The organism is Catenulispora sp. MAP12-49 (genome assembly GCF_041262705.1).
In the GTDB taxonomy this organism is placed as follows: Bacteria; Actinomycetota; Actinomycetes; order Streptomycetales; family Catenulisporaceae; genus Catenulispora.
The window spans coordinates 1-24137 of record NZ_JBGCCP010000063.1; the positions used below are offsets into that span (position 1 = coordinate 1).

A 24137-nucleotide genomic window follows, 5' to 3' on the forward strand; every position below is an offset into this window, starting at 1 on the left:
CGACTCCGAAGGGCCAAACCTTCATCGTCCGAGCAGCACCGCTCCAGAGAACTCCCCTACAACGAGCCCCCTTCGCGTTCAGGACACACAGCCGTAAAAATTCCTCTAATCCCACAACCCAACCGCAGCCCAAAGACCCCAGCCTCGAAAACGAAAGCCCCCGTCCCAAAGGGACAGGGGCTCCCGCTCAGCGAATGCTCAGCGATCAATCAGCGATCAACCAACCGACGCGAAACTCACACCTCACGACGCGAGACTCACGCCTCGTCGTCGCCCGCGACGTTGCGCACGCGGTTGGCGTCGACCTGGATGCCGGGGCCCATGGTCGTGGCGAAGGTGACCTTCTTCAGGTAGCGGCCCTTGGCGGCGCTCGGCTTCACGCGGAGGACCTCCTCCAGGGCGGCGGCGTAGTTCTCGGCGAGCTGCTGCTCGGAGAAGGAGACCTTGCCGATGATGAAGTTCAGGTTCGAGTGGCGGTCGGCGCGGAACTCGATCTTGCCGCCCTTGATGTCGTTGATGGCCTTGGCCACGTCCGCGGTGACGGTGCCGGTCTTCGGGTTCGGCATCAGCGAACGCGGGCCGAGCACGCGGCCCAGGCGGCCGACCTTGCCCATCAGGTCCGGGGTGGCCACGACCGCGTCGAAGTCCAGGCGGCCCTTGGCGACCTCGTCGATCAGCTCGTCGGAACCGACGATGTCGGCGCCGGCCTCGCGGGCCTGCTCGGCCTTGTCGCCCTGGGCGAAGACCAGCACGCGGGCGGTCTTGCCGGTGCCGTGCGGGAGCACGATCGTGGAGCGGACCATCTGGTCGGCCTTGCGGGGGTCGATGCCCAGGCGCATCGAGACCTCCACCGAGCTGTCGAACTTGGTGACCGAGGTCTCCTTGGCCAGGCGGATGGCCGCCAGCGGGGCGTAGACCTCGTCGGCGTCGATCTTCGCCGCGGCGTTGCGGTAACCCTTGCTGCGCTTCATTGCTGCTCTCCTTGACAGGGTGAGGTGTGGTCTTCACGAGCCGCGCGCGGCTCTGCCACTACTGCTGGTGGTGCGGGCTCAGCCGGCCGTACGGCCGGCTGAGCCGTCGAGCTGTCGAACTGTCGAACTGTCGAACTGTCGAACCTTCAGACCTTCGAACCTTCGAACCCGAGGGCTCAGCTGTCCGAGACGATGACGCCCATCGAGCGCGCGGTGCCGGCGATGATCTTCATCGCGGCCTCGACGTCGTTGGCGTTCAGGTCGGGCATCTTGGTCTCGGCGATCTCCCGGACCTGGGCCTGCGACAGGGTCGCGACCTTGTCCTTCTGCGGGACGCCCGAGCCCTTCTCGATGCCCGCGGCCTTCAGGATCAGCTTGGCGGCCGGCGGGGTCTTGGTGATGAAGGTGAAGGAGCGGTCCTCGAACACCGAGATCTCGACCGGCACGACCTGGCCGCGCTGGGCCTCGGTGGCCGCGTTGTACTGCTTGCAGAACTCCATGATGTTCACGCCGTGCTGACCCAGGGCCGGGCCGACGGGCGGGGCCGGGTTCGCCATACCGGCCTTGATCTGGAGCTTGATGACCGCGGTGAGCTTCTTCTTGGGAGGCATTCCCGTACTCGTTTCTATAGACGTCGCCGATAACCCCTACCAAGGGCACGGCGGAAGACGTGTCGCCACAGGCAACAGCCGTCAAGCTTACCGGACCAGCCGGTATGCCCCGGACACACCGTGGCCCCGCCCCGGTCAACACCGGTACGGGGGCTTCGGACGAAGAGAACTACGGACGGCTCAGCGTCAGCTTCGGCTTCGGCTTCGGCTTCGGCTTCGGCGTCAGCTTCGGCTTCGGCTTCGCCTTCGGCTTCGCAGCCCCGCCCTGCGGCAACGCCGACCGCAGCCCGGCCGCGTCCTGCGGTGACAGCGTGGCCGCACGCCGACGCTGCCGACACCGCCCGCACCGCCCGCACCGCCGACACCGCCGACACCCGAAGACGCGGCCAACCGGTGCCCGCTCCCATCCACGGCGCCCAACGGACCCGCGATCGCCTGCCCCAGCTGCTTGTCGATACCCGCCGGCACCGGCGCGGTCCCGCCGAAGACGAACCCGGAGTACAGCTCGGCCCGGTTCGCATCCAGCAGCGCGACGTCCTGGCCGGACAGCCCCGTCGCCGGGTTCACCAGCAGCAGCGGGCCGCCCCGCGTGCCCATCGCCGCCCCGCCGGACAGCGCGTCCGGCCAGGCCGCGCCGGAGATCGTGGTCTCGGCGTTGGCCGTGGCGTTCGCGTCGGTGTGCAGCGCGACCGAGCGCACCTGGCTGGTGCCGGCCGAGGTCTCGTCGAAGGCCATGGTCCTGCCGTCGGGGGAGAACACCGGGTTGGCGACCTTGACGCCGGTGGCGGCGAAGGCCTGCTGGACCGGCGCGGCCAGCCGCCGGAGGGCACCGAGGCCGGCACCGTCCAGATCTGCGGCACGTTGTTCTTGTCGGCGTTCTTGTCGGCGTTCTTGTCGGCCTGCACGAACGCGACCGTCCTGCCGTCCGGGGACCCGGTCGGCGCGGTACCGGTGGCCGCGACCTGGTACGGGACGTAGTTCCCGGCCTCGTCGCGGACCCAGATCCCGGCCGGGGCCCGTTCTGGGACCGCGCGAAGGCCAGGGTGTCCCCGCCGAAGTCCGGGGCCGAGTCGGCGGCCGCGGGGCTGGAGGTCTTGGGCAGCGCCAGGACACCGGCGTGCCGTTGTCGGTGGCCGAACCGTTGGACCAGGTGGCCATCAGCTGGGTCGGGCCGGACCCGGCCGCCGGCGGCCGGGTCCGGCCGGCGAAGACCAGCAGCGGCGACCAGGAGACGTCGGTGAGATCCCCACAGAATCTTTCAGGAAACGATCAGGGCGCTTCACGGTGTGTGAAGCGCCCTGTCAGCTGCCTGCGAAAGCAGCGTGAAGATCTGTCATCCGCTTGCCGGCAGACGACCTCAGCTGTTCTTCTGGATCTGGTTGAAGCTCAGCTCCACCGGGGTCTCCCGGCCGAAGATCTCCACCAGGCCCTTGACCTTCTGGGAGTCGGCGTTGATCTCGTTGATCGTGGCCTGCAGTGTGGCGAACGGGCCGTCGATGACGGTGACCGAGTCGCCGACCTCGAAGTCCAGCACCTTGACCTCCGCCGGCGCCTTCTGCTTGCCGCTGACCTCCTCGGGCTGCTCCTCGAGCAGGATCTTCACGACCTCGTCCAGGGTCAGCGGGTACGGCTCGTGGGCGTTGCCGACGAAGCCGGTCACGCCCGGCGTGTTGCGCACCACGCCCCAGGACTCGTTGGTCAGGTCCATGCGGACCAGCACGTAGCCGGGGAACTTGTTGCGCTTGACCCGCTTGCGCTGGCCGCCCTTGATCTCGACGACCTCCTCCATGGGCACCTCGACCTGGAAGATGAACTCCTCCATGTTCAAGGTGGTCATGCGGGTCTCGAGGTTCTGCTTCACCCGGTTCTCGTAGCCGGCGTAGCTGTGGATCACGTACCACTCGCCGGGCGCGCGGCGCAGGGCGTCGCGGAACTCCTCGATCGCCTCCGGGCTGCCCGGAGCGGGCCCGCTGCCGGCCTCGCCCTCGGCCTGCTCACCCTCAGCCTGCTCGCCCTCGGCCTGCTCGGCCGCGTCCTGATCGGCGGCGTCCTGCTCGGCCGCGTCGGCGGCGACCTCCGTCTCCTCGACGGCCTCGTCGTCGTTCTCCACGAGAACAGTCGCCTCTTCGAGGTCTCCGTACGTCTCAGACACGGTCGCTCATACTTCCTTTGCTCGGGGTGTTATGTCGGTACGGCGGCTCAGCCGAACACCCACATCACCAGTTTGCTGAACCCGTAGTCCAGCGTAGCCACGATCGCGACGACGATCGCGACGAACACGATGACCACCGTGGTGTAGGTGACCAGTTCGTTGCGGGTCGGCCACACCACCTTGCGCAGTTCGGCGATGATCTGCCGGTAGAAAAGGCCCATGCGGCCCAGCGGGGACCGACGGCGCTCGGGGCGGCGGTCGCCACCACGGCCGCGGTCCGGCTTCGACATCGCGGAGGTCGAGCTCGTCTCGGTCACCTGGTCCTCATCACATTCGGTGAAAGTGGCAAGTTGCGCGGCAGGTCTTGCCGCGAACACGCTTCGCGCCCAGGAAGGCCCGTTACCGGGCTTTCCTGGGCGCCTAAGCAGGGCCGGAGGGACTTGAACCCCCAACCCCCGGTTTTGGAGACCGGTGCTCTGCCAGTTGAGCTACGACCCTTTGCCTAAGCGTGCTCCACAAACCTACCTCGCCGAGGTGGGGAAGGGGAATCCGCCGATCGAGAGTGTACGGGAAGCGCGTCCCCGATTGCGAACGGGTTCCGCCGCGCGCGGCTTAAGCCCGTGTCACGGCCGTCTCCTTTCGTGGAACACGGCCCCGGACGGCGCCCCGGCGGTGGGACGATGGAGGCATGACAGCCTCCGCAGCCTCCCCCTCCCCGTCCCGCCCGGGCCCTGCCGCCAGGATCTCGCAGCGCGTCGGCGCCATCGCCGAGTCCGCGACCCTGGCCGTGGACGCCAAGGCCAAGGCGCTCAAGGCGGCCGGCCGGCCGGTGGTCGGCTTCGGCGCCGGCGAGCCCGACTTCCCGACTCCGGCTTACATCGTCGAGGCGGCCGTCCAGGCGGCTCAGAACCCGAAGTACCACAAGTACACGCCGGCCGGGGGGCTGCCGGAGCTGAAGGAGGCGATCGCGCACAAGACGCTGCGCGACTCCGGCGTGTCGGTCTCGGCGAACCAGGTCCTGGTCACCAACGGCGGCAAGCAGGCCATCTACAACGCCTTCGCGACCCTGCTGGACCCCGGCGACGAGGTCATCGTGCCGGCCCCGTACTGGACCACCTACCCCGAGTCGATCCGGCTGGCCGGCGGCGTCCCGGTGGACGTGGTGACCGACGAGACCACCGGCTACCTGGCCACCGTGGAGCAGCTGGAGGCGGCCCGCACCGAGCGCACCAAGGTGCTGCTGTTCGTCTCGCCGTCGAACCCGACCGGCGCGGTCTACAGCCCCGAGCAGGTCGAGGCGATCGGCCGCTGGGCCCTGGAGCACGGCCTGTGGGTGCTCACCGACGAGATCTACGAGCACCTGGTCTACGGCGACGCGCGCTTCACCTCGATCCTGAAGGCGGTCCCGGAGCTCGCCGAGCAGACGGTGATCGTCAACGGCGTGGCCAAGACCTACGCGATGACCGGCTGGCGGGTCGGGTGGCTGATCGGCCCGACCGACGTGGTCAAGGCCGCCACCAACCTGCAGTCGCACGCCACCTCCAACGTCTCCAACGTGGCGCAGGTCGCCGCGCTGGCCGCGGTCTCCGGAGACCTGGAGGCGGTCAACGAGATGAAGCTGGCCTTCGACCGCCGCCGGCAGACCATGGTGCGGATGCTGAACGAGATCCCCGGCGTGGTGTGCCCGGAGCCCGAGGGCGCGTTCTACGTGTACCCCTCGGTCAAGGGGCTGCTCGGCAAGGAGATCCGCGGGCAGCGGCCGGCCAGCTCGGCCGAGCTGGCCTCGCTGATCCTGGACGAGGCCGAGGTCGCCGTGGTCCCCGGGGAGGCCTTCGGGACGCCTGGCTACCTGCGGCTGTCCTACGCGCTGAGCGACGCCGACCTGGTCGAGGGCGTGTCGCGGCTGCAGAAGCTGCTCGGCGAGGCGCGCTGAGCCGCCGCTGAGCCACCGTTGAGCAGCCGCTGAGCCGCCGCTGAGCACCCTGACATGCCCGAAGGCCCCGGCGACGAGCCGGGGCCTTCGACGTTTCCAACGTTCTGCGAGTGTTCTGCGAGCTACACGGTCGCAGCGACAGCCTCCTGATGCCGGCGTTCCTCCACCGGACCCTCGACGCTCTCGGCGCCGGCCTGCGGGCGCCGGCCGGGCACCAGCCACATCGCCAGCGTGGCCACCGCCAGGATCGCGGCGCCCGTGTAGACCGCCGGGACCATGCCGTCCACGAAGTGCTGGCCGGCGGACCGGGTCGCGGTCGGGCCGTAGCCGCCGTTCGCGGAGAACACCGCACCCATCACCGCGATGCCCAGCACGCCGCCGAACTCCCGCAGCGCGTTGTTGATGCCGGAGGCGATGCCCTCCTGGTCGCGCCGCACCGAACCGAGGACCAGGTTCGCGATCGGCGCGAAGAACATCGCCATGCCGGTGCCGCCGAGGATGAAGGCCGGCAGCAGCGTGGTGTAGCTCACCGTGGCCGTGCTGACCGCCGCGATCCAGCCCAGCGCCACCGCCTGCAGGGCCAGGCCGACCGTGACGATCCACTTGCCGCCGATCTTGTCGGACAGGATGCCGGCGATCGGGGCCACCAGCATCGGCATACCGGTCCAGGGCAGCACCCGCACACCGGAGGCCAGCGGCGAGTCGTTGAAGACGGTCTGGAACACCTGCGAGAGGAAGAACACCGAGCCGAACATCCCGAAGGACATCAACAGGGCGCTGAGGTTGATCAGCGGGAAGCTCCGGCCGCGGAACAGGTGCATCGGCACCATCGGCGCGTCGGTCCGCAGCTCCCAGACCACGAACGCGGCCAGCAGCACGGCCCCGACCACGAAGCCGGTCAGGACCAGCGAGTTGGTCCAGCCGACGTCCCCGCCCCGGATCAGGCCCAGCACCACGCCCAGCAGCCCGCCGGTGGCCAGCACGGTCCCGACCACGTCCAGCCGGCGCACCGGGCCGCGGCTCTCGGTGAGGCCGAACCAGGCCAGCGGCAGCAGGACGATGCCCAGCGGCACGTTCACCCAGAAGATCCACTGCCACGAGGCGGCCTCCACCACGGCCCCGCCGATCACCGGCCCGAGCGCCACGGCGAGCCCGCCGATGGCGCCCCAGGCGCCGACCGCGGCACCGCGCTTCTCAGGACGCACACTCGCCGACAGCAGCGTCAGGCTCAGCGGCACGATCACCGCGCCGCCCAGGCCCTGCACAGCGCGCGCCGCGATCAGCACCGCGATGTTCGGCGCCAGCGCCGAGGCCACCGAGGCGGCGGTGAAGACCGCCAGGCCCGCGACGAACAGGTTCCGGCGGCCGAAGCGGTCGCCGAGCGTGGAGCCGGTCAGCAGGAAGACGGCGAAGGTGAGGGTGTAGGCCGAGACCGTCCACTGCAGGCCCGACAGGCCGGCGTGCAGCGACTCCCGGATCGAGGGCAGCGCGATGCTGACCACGAGGTTGTCCAGCTGGGCCATGAACATGGCGGCGCCGGTGATGAGGAAGGTGCGGACCGGGTGGCCGATGGTGGCGGCCCGCAGGCCCTCCGCCGCGCGGCCTCCGGGCCGGTCGATGGTCTCGGTGCTCATGCTGATACTCCCCAGATCAGATTCTCATGTAGTTAGCAGTCACTAACTACGAAAGGTAGTAATCGGTCACTAACTTCAATGGTCAGAGCTCTGCCCGGAAGCGGACAGGATGCGTTTGTGGAGCCTGCCGAGCCTCGCGGCGGGTGGCCGCGGTGTCCGGCCGGCTCAGGTGGTGAAAGCCTGCTCGACGTAGGTGGCGTAGTCGGGCTCGGCCGGACTGCCCGGCCGCTCCTGCGCGGCATCGCCCTCGGCGGCCGCCGCGTCGAGATCCGCGGCCGCGCCGGCGGTCTCGGCGTTGTCGTCGCGCAGCACGTCGAGGATCGGCCGCCACTCCGGGTCGTCGACCTGGTCGCGGCCCATGGCGGCGATCACGTTGCAGAGCATCCCCTTGGCGAGGAAGTCCACGCGCATCCCGACCGGAGCACCCGAGAGATTGTCCATGTGCTGCCATATGCCCTGCATGGCACCGCGCACGGCCTCCTGAATCTCGGGGTCGTGACACGCCGCGAACTGCTGGAGCTGCATGTTCAGCACGGTGCGGTCCGCCATGAGCAGGTCCTGGTAGGCGTCCCCCATCGCAGCAAGCGCCTCGTGGCCGTACTTGCCCTCGGCCGCCTTGGTGAAGACGTCGCGGACCTGCTCGCAGCCGTGCATCACGGCGGCGATGAACAAGTCGCGCTTGGTCGGGAACAGACGGAACAGATAGGGCTGCGACACACCGACGCGCTTGGCGATGTCGGCGGTCGAGGTCCCTTCCAGGCCGCGCACCGAGAACTCGGCGACGGCGGCACGCACCACTTGGTCGCGGCGCTCTTCGGCACTCATCCGGGTCATGTGAAGTAAGTTATCACTCACTAACCTAGCCCGCAAGCTTCGGCTGAGTAGCCTGGCCCGGTAGGCGAAAACCTCTAAGACTTCTCCCGAAGGTTTCTCAGACGTTCCTCATTCACCCCACGGATAGTGGTCGCCGTGAGCTCTCCCACGCCCTTCCTCGCAGGTCCCGCCGGTTCGGCCGGCCAGCTCGGCCCGTCCGGCGCCCAGGGCGCCCCCGAGGTCCTCATCGTCGACGACGAGCCCGGCATCCGCGCCGTGCTCGCCTCCAGCCTGGAGTTCGAGGGCTACGCCGTCCGGACCGCCAACGACGGCCGGGCCGCGCTCGCCGAGGTCGAGCAGACGCGGCCGGACCTGGTCGTGCTGGACGTGCTGATGCCGGGCATGGACGGCCTGACCGCCTGCCGCCGGCTGCGCGCCGCCGACCCGACGCTGCCGGTGCTCATGCTCACCGCGCGCGACCTGACCGGGGACCGCGTCGCCGGCCTGGACGCCGGCGCCGACGACTACCTGGCCAAGCCCTTCGAGCTCGACGAGCTGCTGGCCCGGGTCCGGGCCCTGCTGCGGCGCGGCGCGCTGGTCGGCGAGGGCGCCGAGCCGGGCGCCGCCGCGGGCTCCCGGGAGGACCACGTCCTGGAGTACGAGGACCTGCGCATGGACACCCTGACCCGCGAGGTGACCCGGGCCGGCCAGCTCATCGAGCTCACCCGGACGGAGTACCTGCTGCTGGAGATGTTCCTGTCCCACCCGCGCCAGGCGCTGACCCGCGAGCAGATCCTGCGCACCGTGTGGGGCTTCGACTTCGAGCCCGCCTCGAACTCGCTGGACGTGTACGTCATGTACGTGCGCAAGAAGACCGAGTTCGACGGCCTCCCCCGGCTGGTCCAGACCGTCCGCGGGGTCGGCTACGCCCTGCGCACCGCTTCCGGCGGGCGGCGATGAGGCGGAGGATGCCCCTGCGCTCGCGGCTGGCGATCATGAGCGCCGTCGCGGTGGCGATCGCGATCGGCGCGGTGTCGCTCATCTCTTACGTAGCAGTGGGAAACCGGCTCCACGACCAGATGGACAAGTCGATCGCCGGCGCCGGGGGGCCGGGCAGCGGCCAGGTCTTCCACGACCGCGGCCAGCAGTTCCAGACGGATTCCCCCTGTTTCCCTCCCCTGGGCGGCGGACCGCACCCGGGGAGCGACAACGAGTACCACCCGCAGGCCCTGGTCAGCATCACCTACTACAGCCCCTCCGCCACCTGTCCCCTGCCCGGATCCACCGAGGTGCAGGGCCAGGCCAGTGACCTGCAGATCGCCGGAGGACCGCCGACCGCCGCCATCTGGCGCGACGGGGTCACCACCGCCGGGGACAAGGTCCGGATCGAGGTCGTGCCGGCGCAGGACAACCCTTCGGGCGTACTCCTGAAGTCACAGCCCTACCAGCCCATCGACGACTCGCTGAGCAGCCTGGCCTGGCTGCTGATCGTCGTGTCGCTGCTGGGGATCGGCGGGGCGGCCACCGCCGGCCTGCTGGTGGCCCGGGCGGCGCTGCGTCCGGTGGACGTGCTGACCTCGGCGGTCGAACACGTCGCGCGCACCGAGGACCTGTCGGTCCGCATGCCCGTGTCCGGCGACGACGAGATCGCCCGGCTCTCGGAGTCCTTCAACGCGATGACCGCCGCCCTGCAGGCGTCCCGCGACGAGCAGAAGCGCCTGGTCGACGACGCCGGCCACGAGCTGCGCACCCCCCTGACCTCGCTGCGCACCGCCATCGACCTGCTGATCCGCTCCGAGGAGTCCGGCCGGGCGCTGCCGGAGGGCAAGCGCACCGAACTGCTCACCGGCGCCCGCACGCAGATGCGGGAACTCACGGTGCTGATCGCCGACCTGTTGGAGCTCTCCCGGCCCGAACAGGCCTCGCAGGTCACCGCCCCGGTGGCGCTCCATGAGGTGGCCGAGCGCGCGATCGAGCGCGTCCGCCCGCGCGGCGCCGCCCGCGAGACGCCGGTCACGATCACCGAGGACCTGTGCCCCTGGACGACCCACGGCGACAGCGCCGCCCTGGAGCGCGCGGTGGTGAACCTGCTCGACAACGCGGTGAAGTTCGCCCCGCCGGGCTCGGACGTCCAGGTGCGGCTGGCGAACGGCGCGCTGACCGTCCGCGACCGCGGCCCCGGCATCCCGCCGGAGGAGCTGCCGCACGTCTTCGAGCGCTTCTGGCGCTCCCCCACGGCCCGCGCGCTGCCGGGCAGCGGTTTGGGGCTGGCGATCGCCGCGCGCGCCGCCAGGGAGTCCGGAGGCTCGATCTTCTTCGAGCAGCCGCACGACGGCCCCGGGACCATCGCGCGGTTGTTCCTGCCCGGTACCTCCGAGGCCTGATCCGCCGGAGTCGGGGCTCCGGTGTCGCCAGGGCCCTGATCGTCACTTTCCGTGGCCGGGCAGGCGGAACGGCGTGATCAACACCTTTCTCATCCCGGCTTCATCGAAGCCTCATTCCCCTCCCACGCCGTCCCGCGAGCGTCAGTGCCATGAACGCAACCGCACTCACCGACCGCGAACCGCCGGACGCCGGCACCGGGGCGGCACGCGGTCCGCGCAGACGGCTGGTCGAGGTCGTGGTGCCCGTCTACAACGAGCAGCACGTCCTGGAGACCAGTGTGCGCAGACTGCATCGCTACCTCGTCGAGAACCTGCCGTATCCGTTCCGGATCACGGTGGCCGACAACGCCTCGACCGACGGCACCTGGGCGGTGGCCGCCCGGCTGTCGCGGGAGCTGAGCGGGGTGCGCGCCGTCCATCTGGACCTCAAGGGCCGCGGCCGGGCGCTGCGCGCCGTGTGGTCCGCCTCCGACGCCGACGTCGTGTCCTACATGGACGTCGACCTGTCCACCGACCTCAACGCGTTCCTGCCGCTGGTGGCCCCGCTGCTCAGCGGCCACTCGGACCTGGCCATCGGCACGCGGCTGGCCCGGGGCAGCGCGGTGGCGCGCGGCCCCAAGCGGGAGTTCATCTCGCGCACCTACAACTTCCTGCTGCGCACCACGATGGCGGCGCGCTTCTCGGACGCGCAGTGCGGCTTCAAGGCCGCCAAGACCGAGGTGGTCCAGGCTCTGCTGCCGCGGGTACAGGACGAGGAGTGGTTCTTCGACACCGAGCTCCTGCTGCTCGCCGAGCGCTCGGGCCTGCGCATCCACGAGGTGCCGGTGGACTGGATCGACGACCCGGACTCCCGCGTCGACATCGTGAAGACCGCCAAGGCCGACCTGCGGGGCATGTGGCGGGTGGCCAAGGCCTCGCTGCGCTCCTCCTCCGGCGCGCCGGTCCGGGCCCGCGTCCGGGCCGCCGACCCGCCGCCCGGGCTGAAGTGGCAGATCCCGGTCTTCGCGACCATCGGCGTCCTGTCGACGCTGGCGTATCTGCTCCTTTACGTGCTGCTGCGGGGGCCGATGGGGGCCTTCGCGGCCAACGCCGTCGCGCTGGCCGTCACCGCCGTCGCCAACACGGCCGCCAACCGCCGCTTCACCTTCGGCGTGACCGGCAGCCGCAACGCCCTGCGCGACCAGATCGGCGGCCTCGTGGCCTTCGGCATCGGGCTCGTGCTGTCCACCGGGACGCTGGCCGGGGTCCACGCGGCCGTGCAGCATCCCTCCCGCGTCGCGGAACTGGCGGCGCTGATCGTCGCCAACGGCCTGTCGACGCTGGCCCGTTTCATCCTGCTCCGCGCCTGGGTCTTCCACCCCAGGCACCATCCGACCACGTCCGCCGATCACGAATCCCCGATCCCGGCGGCTCAGACCTCTGGAGAGCTGTCATGAGCGCGTTTTCCCCGACCTCGGAAGTCGTCTACGAGATCGGACCGCCGTCGGATCAGACAGCGGCCGGCGGCACCGGACGCTTCACGCGCTTCTGGCGCGGCCCGGAGAGCGACCCAAGCTGGGCCCGGCCGGGTCTGCTGGGCCTGCTGGTCGCCGCGGCCGTCCTGTACCTGTGGGACCTGTCGGCCTCCGGCTGGGCGAACTCGTTCTACGCCGCGGCGGTCCAGGCCGGCACGAAGAGCTGGAAGGCGATGCTCTTCGGGTCGCTCGACGCCGGCAACGCGATCACGGTCGACAAGCCCCCGGCCTCGCTGTGGGTCATGGAGGTCTTCGGCCGGGTCTTCGGCTTCAACTCCTGGACCATGCTGATGCCGCAGGCGCTGATGGGCGTCGCGACGTGCGGCGTCGTCTACGCGGCGGTGAAGCGGGTGCTGACCCGCAGCCGCACCGCGACGATCGGCGCGGCGGCCGGACTGCTCGCGGCGGCGGCGCTGGCGGTCACGCCGGTCGCGGTGCTGATGTTCAAGTTCAACAACCCCGACGCGCTGCTGGTCCTGCTGATGACGCTCTCCGTCTACGCGGTGGTGCGCGCCATGGAGCACGGCAGCACGCGCTGGCTGGTGCTGGCCGGGACGCTGATCGGCTTCGCCTTCCTCACCAAGACCCTGCAGGCGTTCCTGATCCTGCCCGCGCTGACGGCCGTGTACCTGGCCCTGGGCCCCGGCAAGTTCCTGCGCCGGCTGTGGCAGATCGGCGCGGCCGGCCTGGCCATCGTGGTGAGCGCCGGCTGGTGGGTGGCGATCGTGCAGTTCTGGCCGGCGAGCTCGCGGCCGTACATCGGCGGCTCGCAGGACAACAGCTTCCTGAACCTGACCTTCGGCTACAACGGCTTCGGCCGCCTGACCGGCAACGAGACCGGCAGCGTCGGCGGGGGCGGCGGAGGCGGGTTCCGGCGCGGCCTGGAGGCCGGCACGGCCACCGGGGCCGGCGGCGGCCTCCAGTTCACCGCGCCCGGCGGGCAGACCATCACGGTGCCCGGCGGCACCGGCGGTGCCGGCGGCTTCGGCGGCGGGCGTCCCGGCGGAGGCGGCGGCCCCGGCGGCTTCAGCTCCGGCACGGGCCTGGGCCGGATGTTCGACTCCGAGATCGCCAACCAGATCAGCTGGCTGATCCCGGCGGCGCTGGTGCTGTTCGTCTTCGGCCTCTGGGCCGCCGGCCGCGCCCGCCGCACCGACCACGCACGCGCCGCGCTGCTGGCCTGGGGCCTGTCGCTGCTGAGCACGGCCGCGGTCTTCAGCTACATGCAGGGCATCTTCCACCCGTACTACACGATCGCGCTGGCCCCGCTCATCGCCGTCACGATCGGCATCGGCGGCGGCATGCTGTGGGCCCGGCGCGCCGAGCCGCTGGCCCGGATCGGGCTGGCCGGCGCAGTCGGGGTGACCACGTGGTGGTCGTTCCACCTGCTGGGGCAGACGCCGGACTGGTACTCGTGGCTGCGGTACCTGATCGCGGTCATCGGTGTGGTCGGGACGGTGCTGCTGCTGGCCGGGCCGGGATGGCTGCGGACCGAAGCGCAGGGCGCGGCCGGTGCGCAGGGCGCCCCGGGTGAAGCGCAGGGCGCGGCGGGCGCGGTGCCGGCGGCCGAGACCGGCGGAGGCGTCGGGCAGCCGAGTTGGGTGCCGACGACCGGCGGTGCGAACGCGAGCGGGTCCGAGCAGGGTTCTGTGTCTGCTTCGAGTCCTGTGTCTGCTTCGAGTCCTGTGTCGGCTTCTACGTCGAGCCCGGCTGCCACGGCTGCGGCGGCGGCACCTGCTGCGAACGCGTCGCGGAGCAAGGCACTGCGACTGGCCGCGGTGACGCTCGGCGTGGGCGCGGCGCTGCTGGGCCCGGCGGCGTACGCCGTGGCCACGACCGGACAGGGCCACAGCGGCTCCATCCCCTCGGCCGGACCGGCCGGTGCGGGCTTCGGCGGCCCCGGCGGCTTCGGCGGCGGTCGAGGCGGAGGACGCTTCACGATGCCGGGCGCGGGTCAGGGATTCTTCCAGGGCGGACCCGGCGGTTCCACCGGCACTGGCGGCACTGGCAACACTGGCAACACTGGCGGTACTGGCAACACCGGCGGCACCACCGGCCAGACCGGCCCGGGCGGCTTCGGCGGCGGCACTGGAACCGCACCCGGCGGCATGGGCGGCTTCGGCGGCACTGGCGGCACCGGCGGTACCAACGGAACTGGCGGAACCGGCGGAACCGGCGGAACCACCGGCGGCACCAGCAGGGGCGGCGCCGGCGGCGGCATGGGCAACCTCCTCGATGCCAGCACCCCCGGCGCGCAGATCCAGGCTCTGCTGAAGCAGGACGCGTCGAAGTACCGCTGGGCCGCCGCCGCCATCGGCGCCCAGAACGCGGCCGGCTACCAGCTCGCCACCGGCGACCCGGTGATGGCCATCGGCGGCTTCAACGGCTCCGACCCGTCCCCGACGCTGGCGCAGTTCCAGGCCTACGTCGCCCAGCACAAGATCCACTACTACATCGGCGGCGGCATCGGCGGACAGGCCAACGGCGGCGCCGACGAGGGCAGCTCGATCGGTACCTGGGTCGCGGCCCACTACAAGGCACAGACCGTGGACAACGTCACGATCTACGACCTGACATCGCCGGCCTCATAAGGAGGATCACGAACGCGGCGGGTGAGTGGGGCACGGCCCACTCACCCGCCGCACCTCGTTTCAGGCGAGACTACAGACTTCAGGCAAAAATACAGATCTCAGAAAAAAATACAGATTCCAGGCGGGACTACAGATCCGCGCCCACGAAAACGGGCTCGGGCACCAACTCCACCCCGAACCGGTCCCGCACCCCGTCCCGGATCTCCCGCGCCAGCCCCAGCACGTCCGCGGCCGCGGCCGCGCCCCGGTTGGTCAGCGCCAGCGTGTGCTTCGTGGACAGGGTCGCCGGGCCCGCGCCGTAGCCCTTCGGGTAGCCCGCCTGCTCGATCAGCCAGGCCGCCGAGGTCTTCACCTGGTTGTTCGGCGCGGGGAAGCGCGGCGGGGCGGCGGTCGCGCGGGCGACCAGGGCGTCGAAGGCGTCCGGGTCGAGGACCGGGTTCGTGAAGAAGGAGCCCGCCGACCAGGTGTCGTGGTCCTCCGCGTTCAGGACCATGCCCTTGGCGGCGCGCAGCTTCAGCACCGTCTGGCGGACGTGGGCCAGCGGGACGCGGTCGCCCTCCTCGACGCCGAGGGCGCGGGCCAGTTCCGCGTAGCGGATCGGAGCCGAGAGGCGCTCGGATTCGGTGGCGGCCGGGGGGTCGAAGCCGAACCAGACCGTCAGGACCACGTACTTGCCTGCGTTCTTCTTGAACACCGAGTCGCGGTAGCCGAACTCCAGACAGCGCGACTGCATGCCGCGGATGTCGCCGGTCTCGCGGTCCAGGGCACGGATCCAGGCGATGCTCTGGCCGACGTCCTGGCCGTAGGCGCCGACGTTCTGGATCGGGGTCGCGCCGGCCGAGCCGGGGATGCCGCTCAGCGCCTCGACGCCGACCGCTCCGAGGTCCACCGCCTCGGCGACGAAGGCGTCCCAGTCGTGGCCGGCGGCCACGCCCAGGCGCAGGCCCGAGCACGTCTTCTGCTTCGCCACGCCGGTTGTGGCGATCTTCAGCACGGTGCCGTCGAAGCCGTCGTCGCCGATCAGCAGGTTGGAGCCGCCGGCCAGGATCAGCAGCGGCTCGCCGCGGCGGTCGCAGTCCGTGACGGTCTCGACGATCTCCTGCTCCGTGGTCGCGGTCACCATTCGCCGCGCCGGTCCGCCCACACGCAGGGTGGTCAGGGGCGCGAGGGGTGCCGAGGCCTGTTCGAGCATGAGGGACACGCTACCGGGTGCCGGGCGCGGCGGGCGCGCCATCTCAGTCTCCGAACGATCGTCACGGGGTCCGAAATGTTCGCCCGCCGAGCAGGTCAGGGCAGGCGCACCAGAGCCCGGGCCAGTCCCAGCACCTTCTCCCCGCCGCTGGTCGCCACCAGGTCGACCCGCACCGTGCCGTCCTCGTTGACCGCGCTGACCTTGCCGGTGACGGTCAGCCGGGCGCCGGACTCCTCGTCCACGCCGTCCGGCACCACCACCGGCTTGGTGAAGCGCACCTGGTACTCCACGACCATTCCCGGGTCCCCACACCAGTCGGTGACCACGCGCACTGCCTCGGCCATGGTGAACATGCCGTGCGCGATCACGTCGGGCAGCCCGACGGACTGCGCGAAGCGCTCGTTCCAGTGGATCGGGTTGAAGTCGCCGGAGGCGCCGGCGTACTTCACCAGGTCCACCCGGCGGATCGGGAAGGTCTGCTCGGGCAGCAGATCGCCCTTTGCGACGTCGGCGAACTTGATCACGACTGCTCCCCCTCGGCGGCTCCGGCGGCTCCGGCGGCTTCAGCGCCCCCGACCACGACCAGCTTGGAGAACCCCGACACCACGTGCTCGCCGTCCACGGTGACCAGGTCGGTGCGGGTGCTCAGAAAACCCTGGCCCATGCGCTCGCTGACGTCCTCGATGATCACGGTCGCGGTCAGCTGGTCGTCGGCGTAGATCGGCCGGGCGTAGACGAAGCGCTGCTCGCCGTGCAGGACGCGGCTGAAGTCCAGACCGAGGTCCGGGTCCTCGATGATGACCGTCGCGGCCGGCCAGGTGATGGCGATCGGGAAGGTCGGCGGGGCCAGCACGTCGCGGTGCCCGAGGTCCTGGGCCACCGCCGGGTCGCGGTAGACCGGGTTCGGGTCGCCGATCGCGTCGGCGAACTCTCGGATCTTCTCGCGGCCGACCTCGTACACCGCGGTGGGCGGGTAGGTCCGGCCGATGAAACCGGCGTCCAGCGCCATGGTCCCTGTGCCTCCTTGGATATGAAGAAACCGCCCGCGCCCACTCCCGAAGGAGTCGGCGGGGCGGTCCAAAACTACAGGCCGCGCGCGCTGGCCCGGCAGTGCGGGCCGCGGGCCGCGGAGACTAGCGGGTCTCGCGGTGCGGGGTGTGCTTGTTGCACCAGCGGCAGTGCTTCTTCAGCTCCATGCGGTCCGGGTCGTTGCGGCGGTTCTTCTTGGTGATGTAGTTGCGCCGCTTGCACTCGGTGCACGCGAGGGTGATCTTCGGCCGGACGTCGACAGCAGCCACTTCGGGTGCCTCTTTCTTCTTTCGAGGGCTCCGGACCTTCCCAGGTCGGCCCTCACGATGGACAACCCTGCAAGGATACCTTGCAGGGCTGAGGGGTTTTGCAATGCGTAGCGGTGGCCGGACTTGAACCGGCGACACAGCGATTATGAGCCGCTTGCTCTACCAGGCTGAGCTACACCGCCACTCGATCAACGAACCGAACAGTCCGGCGGACACGGGCTTTCACCCTTTCGTGTCCGCCGGACCACCGGCGTGATCTGAGCCCCTTTACGGAATCGAACCGTAGACCTTCTCCTTACCATGGAGACGCTCTGCCGACTGAGCTAAAGGGGCGAGCAAGGAATAAGTTACACGGTCTTGGGCCAGGCGCGAAATCGGGTTTGCGGGGGCCGTGTCGCAGCGCTCGTCCACTACGCTCAGCCGCATGTCAGAGCCTGTGGCGCGCAGCCGAAGCCAGTGGACCGTACACGGCGAACGGCCGGTCTATGAGAACCCGTGGCTGGACGTCCTGATGGCCGACGTCGAGCTCGCCGACGGCACCCGGTTCGAGCACCACGTGGTGCGCACCCGCGAGGCCGCCAGCTGTGTGGTGGCCAGGACCGAGGCCGGCCGCGAGGAGGTGCTGCTGATCTGGCGGCACCGCTTCGCGATCGACAAGTGGGTCTGGGAGATCCCCTCCGGACTCATCGAGGAGGGCGAGGACCCGGCCGACACCGCGCGCCGCGAGGTCGAGGAGGAGACCGGCTGGCGGGTGAGGGAGGTCACACCCCTGCTGACCTTTCACCCGGTCGGCGGGATGCTGCGGACGCGGTACCGGTTGTTCCGCGCGGTCGGCGCCGAGTACGTCGGCGAGCCGACCGAGGAGAACGAAGCCGAGAAGGTCGCCTGGGTTCCGCTGGACGAGGTACTCGGGCTGATCGACGCCGGGCAGATCGCCACATCATCGTCGTTGGTCGGACTGCTGCGGGTGCTGGCCGGACGGTAGGGCGGCAGGGCGGTTGGGCAGTAAGCGGCAAGGCGGTAGGGCGGCCGGCGCGGCGCCGCCGGTGTGGTGCGGCGCCGCACCGACCCGAACGGGGGGGCGGCCGAACGGCTCAAGCGAAGCTGAACACCACGGTCACGCTGACCGTGATGTCGGTGCTGCCCATCTGGATCGGCACCGCGCTCGGCGCCGCGGCCGCGGGCGCCCGGAAGTCGACCGGGCTCGGGGTGGCGGGGTTGCTGTCGCTCTCCTCGACCCGCACCACCTGGCCCAGGGTGCGGCCCGCGGACTTCGCGTACTGCGCGGCCTTGGCCTTGGCGTCGTTGAAGGCGGAGTCGCGCGCCTGGCCCAGCAACCCGGCGTCGTTCTGCAGATCGGTCGACAATCCGGAGATCTGGGTGGCGTTCCCGCCGGCCGCCGAGGCGGCGGCGATGACCGCGCCGGCGGACTTCGGATCGCGCAGCGTCACGGTCAGGTTCTCCGATGCCTGATACCCCGTGACCGTCGTCTTGCCGCTCGAATTCTCATACTGGGGACCGACGTTCAGCCCGGAGGTCTTCTGGTCCGCGGTCGCGACCTTGTTGCCGGACAGCGAGTTCTGCACCGCGCCCATCGTCGAGGCCAGCGTGTTCATCGCCGAGCTGACGTCCGAGGCGGTGTCGCTCACGGTCAGCGTGAGGATGAGCGTGTCAGGGGTCCCGGTCACCTTCCCGGTGCCCTGCACGGTGATGCCGGGGAAGGCGTCCGGCGCCACCGCCGTGGAGTCCGCGGCCAACACGGACCCGTAGGGCGAGGCGCTGGCGTTCGGCGCCGAGCTGTTGCCGGACAGGCCGACGGCGACCGCGCCGCCGGCGGCCAGAAGAGTCGCGACGCCGAGCACCACGGTGCGGCGGGTGAGGGTGAGGGTGAGGTCCATGGCCGTTGGATGCGGCCGATCTAGGTTCGGTTCCCGCATGGCATCATCGGCGGATGGCGACGCTGCGCGCGGTGGTGGAGATCGAGCCCTGGGCCGACGAGGACGACGCGCCCTGGCCGATCGAGAAGGCGGAGCCCTACCGGTGGGAGGTCCTCGACGGATCGACCGCGCCGGCCACGATCGGCACGGTCATGGCCGCGCTGGCCCGGTGGTGCCGGCCGGAGGACGCCGAGGAGGACTTCGAGCCGACGGCCGTCGAGGCGCTGCGCTGGATCGCCGAGGCGGAGTATCTGGTTCTCAGCGCCGGGATCCGGGCCGCCGACGCCGAGACGGCAGTGAATCCGGGCTGCTGCGTCGACCTCGAGAACTGGCGGGACTGGCCGAACACGTGGCACGGCCATCCAGGGCCGCAGATCAAGCACGCCGACGACGGGCTGTGGATCCGCGAGGACGAGAAATCGCAGAGCCCTGTGAAGATCGCGGCCGGCGCGCTGCCCGGGCTGATGGCGGGCGTGCGCGAGGACCTGATCGCGTTTCTGGGCGCCGCCGAACGGTGGGCGGCAGACCTGTCCGCCGATGCCGGACTGGCCGCCGCGGTGATCGCGAACGTCGACCGCCATGTGCTCGTCAGCGCGCCGCTGGAACAGCTTTAAGCGCGCACCACCCGCACGCCGAGCTCCGTGAACCGCGCCACCATCTCCTCCGGCGCGTCGCCGTCGGTCACCAGCGTCGTGACAGCGGATATCGGGCATATCCGGGCGAAGGCCCGGCGCCCCAGCTTCGAGGAGTCGGCGACCACCACCACGTGGCGCGCCCGCGAAGCCAGCGTCTGGTTCACGGTGGCCTCGGCCTCGTTGTGCGCGCTGGCACCGTGCTCCGCGTCGAGGGCGTCCACGCCGAGGATCGCCAGATCCAGGGCCACGCGTTCCAGCATCGCCGCCGCCACCGGGCCGACCAGCTCGTAGGACTTCGGCGAGCCGACCCCGCCGGTCGCGACCACGTGCAGGTACGGCCGGACCACCAGCTCCTGCGCGATGTTCAGCGCGTTCGTCACGACGGTCACCGCCGGCCCGCGCTGCTCCCCGGCCAGGTCCGCGCGCGTGGCCAGGGCCCGCGCCACCTCGGTCGCGGTGGTGCCGCCGTTGATGCCGACCGTGGAGCCGACCGCGACCATGCCGGCCGCGACCGAGGCGATGCGCTGCTTCTCGGGGGCGTGGCGGGCCACCTTGAAGCGCAGCGGCAGGTCATAAGAGACGCTGTGCGCCGTGGCCCCGCCACGAGTACGCGACAGCAGCTGCTGCGCGGCGAGTTCGTCGAAGTCGCGGCGCACCGTGGCCGCCGAGACGTTGAGCTTGTCCGCGGTCTCCTCGATCTCCAGCTTGCCGAGTTCGGCGAGCATCTCCAGCAGGACGCTCCAGCGCTCGTAGCGGTTCACGGCAAGCCCTTCGATCGGTCACGCTCCGAACAGATCACTCCATGACGGGATCGTGACCTTGTTTGCAAGATTTTCTGGCACACTGAAGCGATCCTGCAAGGTGTCAGCCATCCAAATCCTAGGGGGCCGTCGGTTGAGCGTCCTGCGCCTGGCCTCCGCGCTGCTCCCGGTGGCCGCGATCGGCCCGGAGAACCCGCTCCCGCCGCTGCGCAAGCTCGCGGACCCGCGTGGCGGCCTGGACGTCTCCGAGGCCGACGCCGAGATGGTCGCCAACTTCGGCTACGGCCACGTGGAATCCCTGCTGCCGTACACGTTCCAGGACGGCTACACCCGCGAGACGCCCGACCGCGAGCTGGTCACGGCGGTGCTGGAGAACGACGTCCTGCGCGCCGAGTTCCTCCTGGGCTACGGCGGCCGCCTGATGTCGCTGCGCCACGTGCCCACCGGCCGCGAACTGCTGCACTTCCCCCCGAAGCTCCAGCTCGCCAACCTGGGCCTGCGCAACGCCTGGTTCGCCGGCGGCGTCGAATGGAACCTGGGCACCTTCGGCCACACCGCCCTCACCTGTTCCCCGATGCACGCCGTCCGCGTCACGCGCGACGACGGCACCCCGGTCCTGCGGATGTACGAGTACGAGCGCCAGCGCCGCCTGGTCTACCAGCTCGACTGCTACCTGCCCGACGGCTCGCCGGCCCTGCTGGTCCACGTCCGCGTCCACAACCCCTTCCCCGAGGACGCGCCGGTCTACTGGTGGAGCAGCGCCGCCGTACCACAGACCCCTGATACCCGCGCACTGATGCCCGCGACCTCGGCATACCACTTCTCCTACACCGGCAGGATGCGCCGCATCCCGTTCCCACGCTGGCGCGACGCCGACACGTCCTATCCCGGCCGCATCGACTACGGCGCGGACTACTTCGCCGAGATCCCGGACGGCGAGCGCCGCTGGATCGCGGCCGTCGACGCGGGCGGATCAGGGCTCTTCCAGACCTCGACCGACCGGATGCGCGGCCGCAAGCTGTTCCACTGGGGCACCGGATCCGGCGGCCGGAACTGGCAGGACTGGCTGTCCGGGCCGCGCCGGGAGTACTTCGAGATCCAGGCCGGTCTGGCCCGCACCCAGCTGGAACACCTGCGGCTGCCGGGCCGCCAGTCGTTCTCCTGGGTCGAGGCGTACGGGCTGCTTCAGACCGATCCCGAAAACGTGCACGGCGCGAAGTGGCCCGACGCCACCAGGGCCGCGGCGTCCGCGCTCGCCGACCTGCTGCCCGTGCACCGCCTGGACGAAGAGCTGGCGACGATGACGGCGCTGGCCGACAGACCGCCGGAGGAGGTCCTGCACGCCGGCACCGGCTGGGGCGCTTTGGAACGCCGCGCGTTGGGCCGCAACCGCGCGCTGAACCTGCCGGGCACCCCGTTCCCCGACGCGACGATCGGCCGCGACCAGCAGTCCTGGCTCTCGCTGGTCCGCAAGGGCCAGATGCCGACGCCGGCCCCGGCGCTGCCGCCCTCGTCCTACGCCGTGGGCCCGGTCTGGCGCGCACTGCTGGAGAAGGCGACCTCCGATCCCGCGCACGCGACCTGGTTCACCTGGCTGCACTTGGGCGTGAACCGCTATCACGCCGGCGATCTGGCCGGTGCCCGCGAAGCCTGGGAGCGGTCGATGGCCGCGGCCGAGACCGCGTGGGCGCACCGGAATCTGGCGATCCTGGACGAGTCCGAGGGCCGCCCGGACGAGGCCGCGGACCGCTATCTGCGCGCCTGGCAGCTCTCGCCGCGTCTGCGGCCGATGACGATCGAGACCCTGCGCGCGCTGATCACCGCCGGGCGTCCCGGCGAGGCGCTGGACATCATCGACCGGCTCAAGGAGCCCGACCGCTTCGCCGGCCGGATCCTGATGCTGGAGTGCCGTGCCGCCCTGAACGCCGGCGATCTGGTGCGGGCGCGCCGGATCCTGGAGACCGGTCTGGTCGTCGAGGACGTCCGCGAGGGCGAGGACCCGCTGTCGGACATGTGGTGGGAGTTCCACTCCCAGCAGGACGGCGGGCTCGGTCCGGTCGTGTCACAGCGGTTGCGCGAAGAGCACCCGCTGCCGTGCAGCTACGACTACAGCGTCCGCCAGCTGTAACAGCTTCCTTCTTCGCAGCACCCGATTCAGCCGCAGCTCACATGGGCTGCGGCTGCTTTGTGCCGCCGTTTCTTACAAGTTTTGCAACTTCGTGCGAGCCACTGCAATCAGAGATCTCAATCTCGCATCGCTGATAGAAATCTTGCAAAGAATGCTTGTAGTTCACGCGATCGGCGTCCTACTGTCTCCTCCCAGAGCTCCCCCAGTGATCCTTCTGGTCCTTTCTCAGTCCGGCTCTTCGGCGTTCCAAGCCTTCGGAGGAAACGAATATGGGCAGCAGCACCGGCCGGGGCCCCCGGCTTCTCGCGATAGCAACCGCCGCCGTCCTCGCGGTCGGTGTCAGCGCGTGCTCCAGCAGCAAGAGCAGCTCGTCGGCGGGCGGCTCCGGCAAGTCCGGCGGCAGCTTCAGCTACTGGTCGATGTGGCGGCAGGACGAGCCGCAGGCCAAGGTGATCCAGGCGGCGATCAACCAGTTCACCGCCGACACCGGCATCAAGGTCGACGTCGAGTGGACCGGCCGGGACGTGGCCAAGAAGATCGGCCCGGCGATGGCCGCCGGCAAGGCCCCCGACATGTGGGACGAGGGCGCGGACGTCATCTACGGCGCGGCGGCGCAGAACGGCAACGCCAAGGACCTCTCGGCGGTCCTGGACATGACCATCCCGACCGACAACGAGAAGGTCTCGGCCGCTGTCCCGTCGAAGTACTGGGACTCGCTGCCGAAGGACCCCAACGGCGGCCAGCACTGGGTGATCCCCTACGAGGCCAGCACCGCGGGCATCTTCTACAACTCCGCCGACCCGACCGTCTCGGCCGCGATGTCCTCCCAGCCGAGCACGTGGGACGACTTCATCAAGGTCTGCGACGCCCTGAAGGCCAAAAGCGAGCCCTGTCTGGCCTCCGAGGGCGAGGACTCCTGGACCAACGGCCTGTGGTTCGACTACCTGCTCAACGCCGGCGGCGTGAACTTCAACGACCTGGCGAGCGACAAGACCGGGGCCGCCTGGGACAACCCGGCCGTGCTGAAGGCCGCGCAGCAGGTCGAGCAACTCGTCAAGGGCGGCTACATCATCCCGACCTACACCGCCACGAAGTACCCGGCGCAGCAGACCAACTGGGCCGGCGGCAAGGCCGGGTTCCTGATGAACGGCAACTGGGTCACCGCCGAGGTCGCCAAGCAGATCCCCAGCACCTGGAAGTACGGCTTCATGCTCCCGCCGGGCGCGACCCAGCCGGACTCGATGATCTTCGGCTTCGCACTGACCAAGAACGCCAAGAACGTCAGCCAGGCCGAGCAGTTCATGGCCTACTTCCTGCAGAAGAAGACGCTCTCGGGCATCTCCACCGAGGCCGGCAACATCACGCCGCGCACCGACATCCCGGCCCCGGCCGAGCTGACCGACGTGCAGAAGACCCTGGACGCGCCCAAGCTGCGCCTCACCTTCGACGGCGTGTCCGGCGACTGGACCACCAAGGTGTGGAACCAGAACTTCCTGGACTTCTGGCACGGCAAGATCGACGCCGCGGCCTTCATCGCCAAGATGAAGTCCGACCAGGTCTCCTTCTGGAAGAGCCAGAGCTGA

The 24137-nt window shown here is 70.4% G+C and carries 22 protein-coding genes and 3 tRNA genes; 9 read left to right on the forward strand and 16 right to left on the reverse strand.

Features of this window, described 5'->3' with window-relative positions:
* Positions 1-257: 257 nt before the first annotated feature.
* From rplA to ABIA35_RS47665, 6 genes are all read right to left on the reverse strand, one after another.
* On the reverse strand, positions 258-971 hold the full coding sequence (gene rplA / locus ABIA35_RS47640; RefSeq protein WP_370337295.1) for a 50S ribosomal protein L1: 714 nt from the start codon (positions 969-971) through the stop codon (positions 258-260).
* A 176-nt stretch (positions 972-1147) separates the two neighbouring features.
* Positions 1148-1582, reverse strand: coding sequence for a 50S ribosomal protein L11 (rplK, locus tag ABIA35_RS47645; RefSeq protein ID WP_194908826.1), 435 nt, complete (start codon positions 1580-1582; stop codon positions 1148-1150).
* Positions 1583-1804: 222 nt separating this feature from the next.
* Positions 1805-2341 carry a cell wall-binding repeat-containing protein gene (locus ABIA35_RS47650; protein ID WP_370362424.1) on the reverse strand — a complete coding sequence of 179 codons (537 nt, stop codon included), beginning with the start codon at positions 2339-2341 and terminating at the stop codon, positions 1805-1807.
* Positions 2342-2939: 598 nt separating this feature from the next.
* A complete protein-coding gene (gene nusG, locus ABIA35_RS47655; protein WP_370362425.1) occupies positions 2940-3734 on the reverse strand; it encodes a transcription termination/antitermination protein NusG in 795 nt (264 codons plus the stop codon).
* Between the two features lie 47 nt (positions 3735-3781).
* Positions 3782-4024 (reverse strand): preprotein translocase subunit SecE, encoded by a 243-nt coding sequence (gene secE / locus ABIA35_RS47660; RefSeq protein WP_370337616.1) that lies wholly within the window; start codon positions 4022-4024, stop codon positions 3782-3784.
* Positions 4025-4159: 135 nt separating this feature from the next.
* Positions 4160-4232 (reverse strand) — tRNA-Trp (locus ABIA35_RS47665).
* 190 nt (positions 4233-4422) lie between these two features.
* Here ABIA35_RS47665 and ABIA35_RS47670 point away from each other — a divergent pair.
* A complete protein-coding gene (locus ABIA35_RS47670; RefSeq protein ID WP_370337287.1) occupies positions 4423-5667 on the forward strand; it encodes a pyridoxal phosphate-dependent aminotransferase in 1245 nt (414 codons plus the stop codon).
* A 122-nt stretch (positions 5668-5789) separates the two neighbouring features.
* Here ABIA35_RS47670 and ABIA35_RS47675 read toward each other — a convergent pair whose 3' ends face one another.
* Together ABIA35_RS47675 and ABIA35_RS47680 are read right to left on the reverse strand one after the other, a co-directional pair.
* Positions 5790-7301 (reverse strand): MFS transporter, encoded by a 1512-nt coding sequence (locus tag ABIA35_RS47675; protein WP_370362426.1) that lies wholly within the window; start codon positions 7299-7301, stop codon positions 5790-5792.
* 165 nt (positions 7302-7466) lie between these two features.
* Positions 7467-8135: a TetR/AcrR family transcriptional regulator gene (locus ABIA35_RS47680; RefSeq protein WP_370337283.1), complete on the reverse strand. Its 669-nt coding sequence runs from the start codon at positions 8133-8135 to the stop codon at positions 7467-7469.
* 225 nt (positions 8136-8360) lie between these two features.
* Between ABIA35_RS47680 and ABIA35_RS47685 the strand changes: the two genes are divergently transcribed.
* From ABIA35_RS47685 to ABIA35_RS47700, 4 genes are all read left to right on the forward strand, one after another.
* Positions 8361-9074, forward strand: coding sequence for a response regulator transcription factor (locus ABIA35_RS47685; protein ID WP_370337614.1), 714 nt, complete (start codon positions 8361-8363; stop codon positions 9072-9074).
* 8 nt (positions 9075-9082) lie between these two features.
* Positions 9083-10498: an ATP-binding protein gene (locus ABIA35_RS47690; RefSeq protein ID WP_370362427.1), complete on the forward strand. Its 1416-nt coding sequence runs from the start codon at positions 9083-9085 to the stop codon at positions 10496-10498.
* Positions 10499-10647: 149 nt separating this feature from the next.
* Positions 10648-11934 carry a glycosyltransferase gene (locus ABIA35_RS47695; RefSeq protein WP_370337280.1) on the forward strand — a complete coding sequence of 429 codons (1287 nt, stop codon included), beginning with the start codon at positions 10648-10650 and terminating at the stop codon, positions 11932-11934.
* The gene (locus ABIA35_RS47700) at positions 11931-14603 is read left to right on the forward strand and encodes an ArnT family glycosyltransferase (protein ID WP_370362428.1); all 2673 of its coding nucleotides are present in this window, start codon (positions 11931-11933) and stop codon (positions 14601-14603) included. The genes ABIA35_RS47695 and ABIA35_RS47700 overlap by 4 nt, the downstream gene beginning before the upstream one ends.
* Positions 14604-14730: 127 nt before the next feature.
* On the opposite strand, the gene ABIA35_RS47705 is transcribed toward ABIA35_RS47700, so the two are convergent.
* The 6 genes from ABIA35_RS47705 to ABIA35_RS47730 all read right to left on the reverse strand — a co-directional run bounded on the left by ABIA35_RS47705 (position 14731) and on the right by ABIA35_RS47730 (position 17426).
* Entirely contained in the window at positions 14731-15795 is a 1065-nt protein-coding gene (locus tag ABIA35_RS47705; protein WP_370337276.1) for a UDP-N-acetylmuramate dehydrogenase, read from the reverse strand.
* A 95-nt stretch (positions 15796-15890) separates the two neighbouring features.
* Positions 15891-16319: a MaoC family dehydratase gene (locus tag ABIA35_RS47710; protein ID WP_370337274.1), complete on the reverse strand. Its 429-nt coding sequence runs from the start codon at positions 16317-16319 to the stop codon at positions 15891-15893.
* On the reverse strand, positions 16316-16804 hold the full coding sequence (locus tag ABIA35_RS47715) for a MaoC family dehydratase N-terminal domain-containing protein (RefSeq protein ID WP_370362429.1): 489 nt from the start codon (positions 16802-16804) through the stop codon (positions 16316-16318). Before ABIA35_RS47715 ends, ABIA35_RS47710 begins: the two co-directional genes overlap by 4 nt.
* 124 nt (positions 16805-16928) lie before the next feature.
* Positions 16929-17093 (reverse strand): 50S ribosomal protein L33, encoded by a 165-nt coding sequence (gene rpmG / locus ABIA35_RS47720; RefSeq protein ID WP_012785124.1) that lies wholly within the window; start codon positions 17091-17093, stop codon positions 16929-16931.
* Positions 17094-17201: 108 nt separating this feature from the next.
* Positions 17202-17275: transfer RNA gene (locus ABIA35_RS47725), tRNA-Met, on the reverse strand.
* 78 nt (positions 17276-17353) lie between these two features.
* Positions 17354-17426 (reverse strand) — tRNA-Thr (locus ABIA35_RS47730).
* A gap of 91 nt (positions 17427-17517) precedes the next feature.
* Here ABIA35_RS47730 and ABIA35_RS47735 point away from each other — a divergent pair.
* Positions 17518-18078: an NUDIX hydrolase gene (locus ABIA35_RS47735; protein WP_370362430.1), complete on the forward strand. Its 561-nt coding sequence runs from the start codon at positions 17518-17520 to the stop codon at positions 18076-18078.
* A gap of 109 nt (positions 18079-18187) precedes the next feature.
* Here the strand turns inward: ABIA35_RS47735 and ABIA35_RS47740 are convergent, their stop codons facing one another.
* Positions 18188-18991 (reverse strand): SIMPL domain-containing protein, encoded by an 804-nt coding sequence (locus ABIA35_RS47740; RefSeq protein WP_370362431.1) that lies wholly within the window; start codon positions 18989-18991, stop codon positions 18188-18190.
* Between the two features lie 53 nt (positions 18992-19044).
* Here ABIA35_RS47740 and ABIA35_RS47745 point away from each other — a divergent pair, with 53 nt between their 5' ends.
* The gene (locus tag ABIA35_RS47745) at positions 19045-19644 is read left to right on the forward strand and encodes a hypothetical protein (RefSeq protein WP_370362432.1); all 600 of its coding nucleotides are present in this window, start codon (positions 19045-19047) and stop codon (positions 19642-19644) included.
* On the opposite strand, the gene ABIA35_RS47750 is transcribed toward ABIA35_RS47745, so the two are convergent.
* The gene (locus ABIA35_RS47750) at positions 19641-20426 is read right to left on the reverse strand and encodes a DeoR/GlpR family DNA-binding transcription regulator (RefSeq protein ID WP_370337264.1); all 786 of its coding nucleotides are present in this window, start codon (positions 20424-20426) and stop codon (positions 19641-19643) included. The genes ABIA35_RS47745 and ABIA35_RS47750 overlap by 4 nt on opposite strands.
* Before the next feature lie 133 nt (positions 20427-20559).
* Here ABIA35_RS47750 and ABIA35_RS47755 point away from each other — a divergent pair, with 133 nt between their 5' ends.
* Together ABIA35_RS47755 and ABIA35_RS47760 are read left to right on the forward strand one after the other, a co-directional pair.
* Positions 20560-22554: a DUF5107 domain-containing protein gene (locus ABIA35_RS47755; RefSeq protein WP_370362433.1), complete on the forward strand. Its 1995-nt coding sequence runs from the start codon at positions 20560-20562 to the stop codon at positions 22552-22554.
* A gap of 269 nt (positions 22555-22823) precedes the next feature.
* Positions 22824-24137, forward strand: coding sequence for an ABC transporter substrate-binding protein (locus ABIA35_RS47760; protein ID WP_370362434.1), 1314 nt, complete (start codon positions 22824-22826; stop codon positions 24135-24137).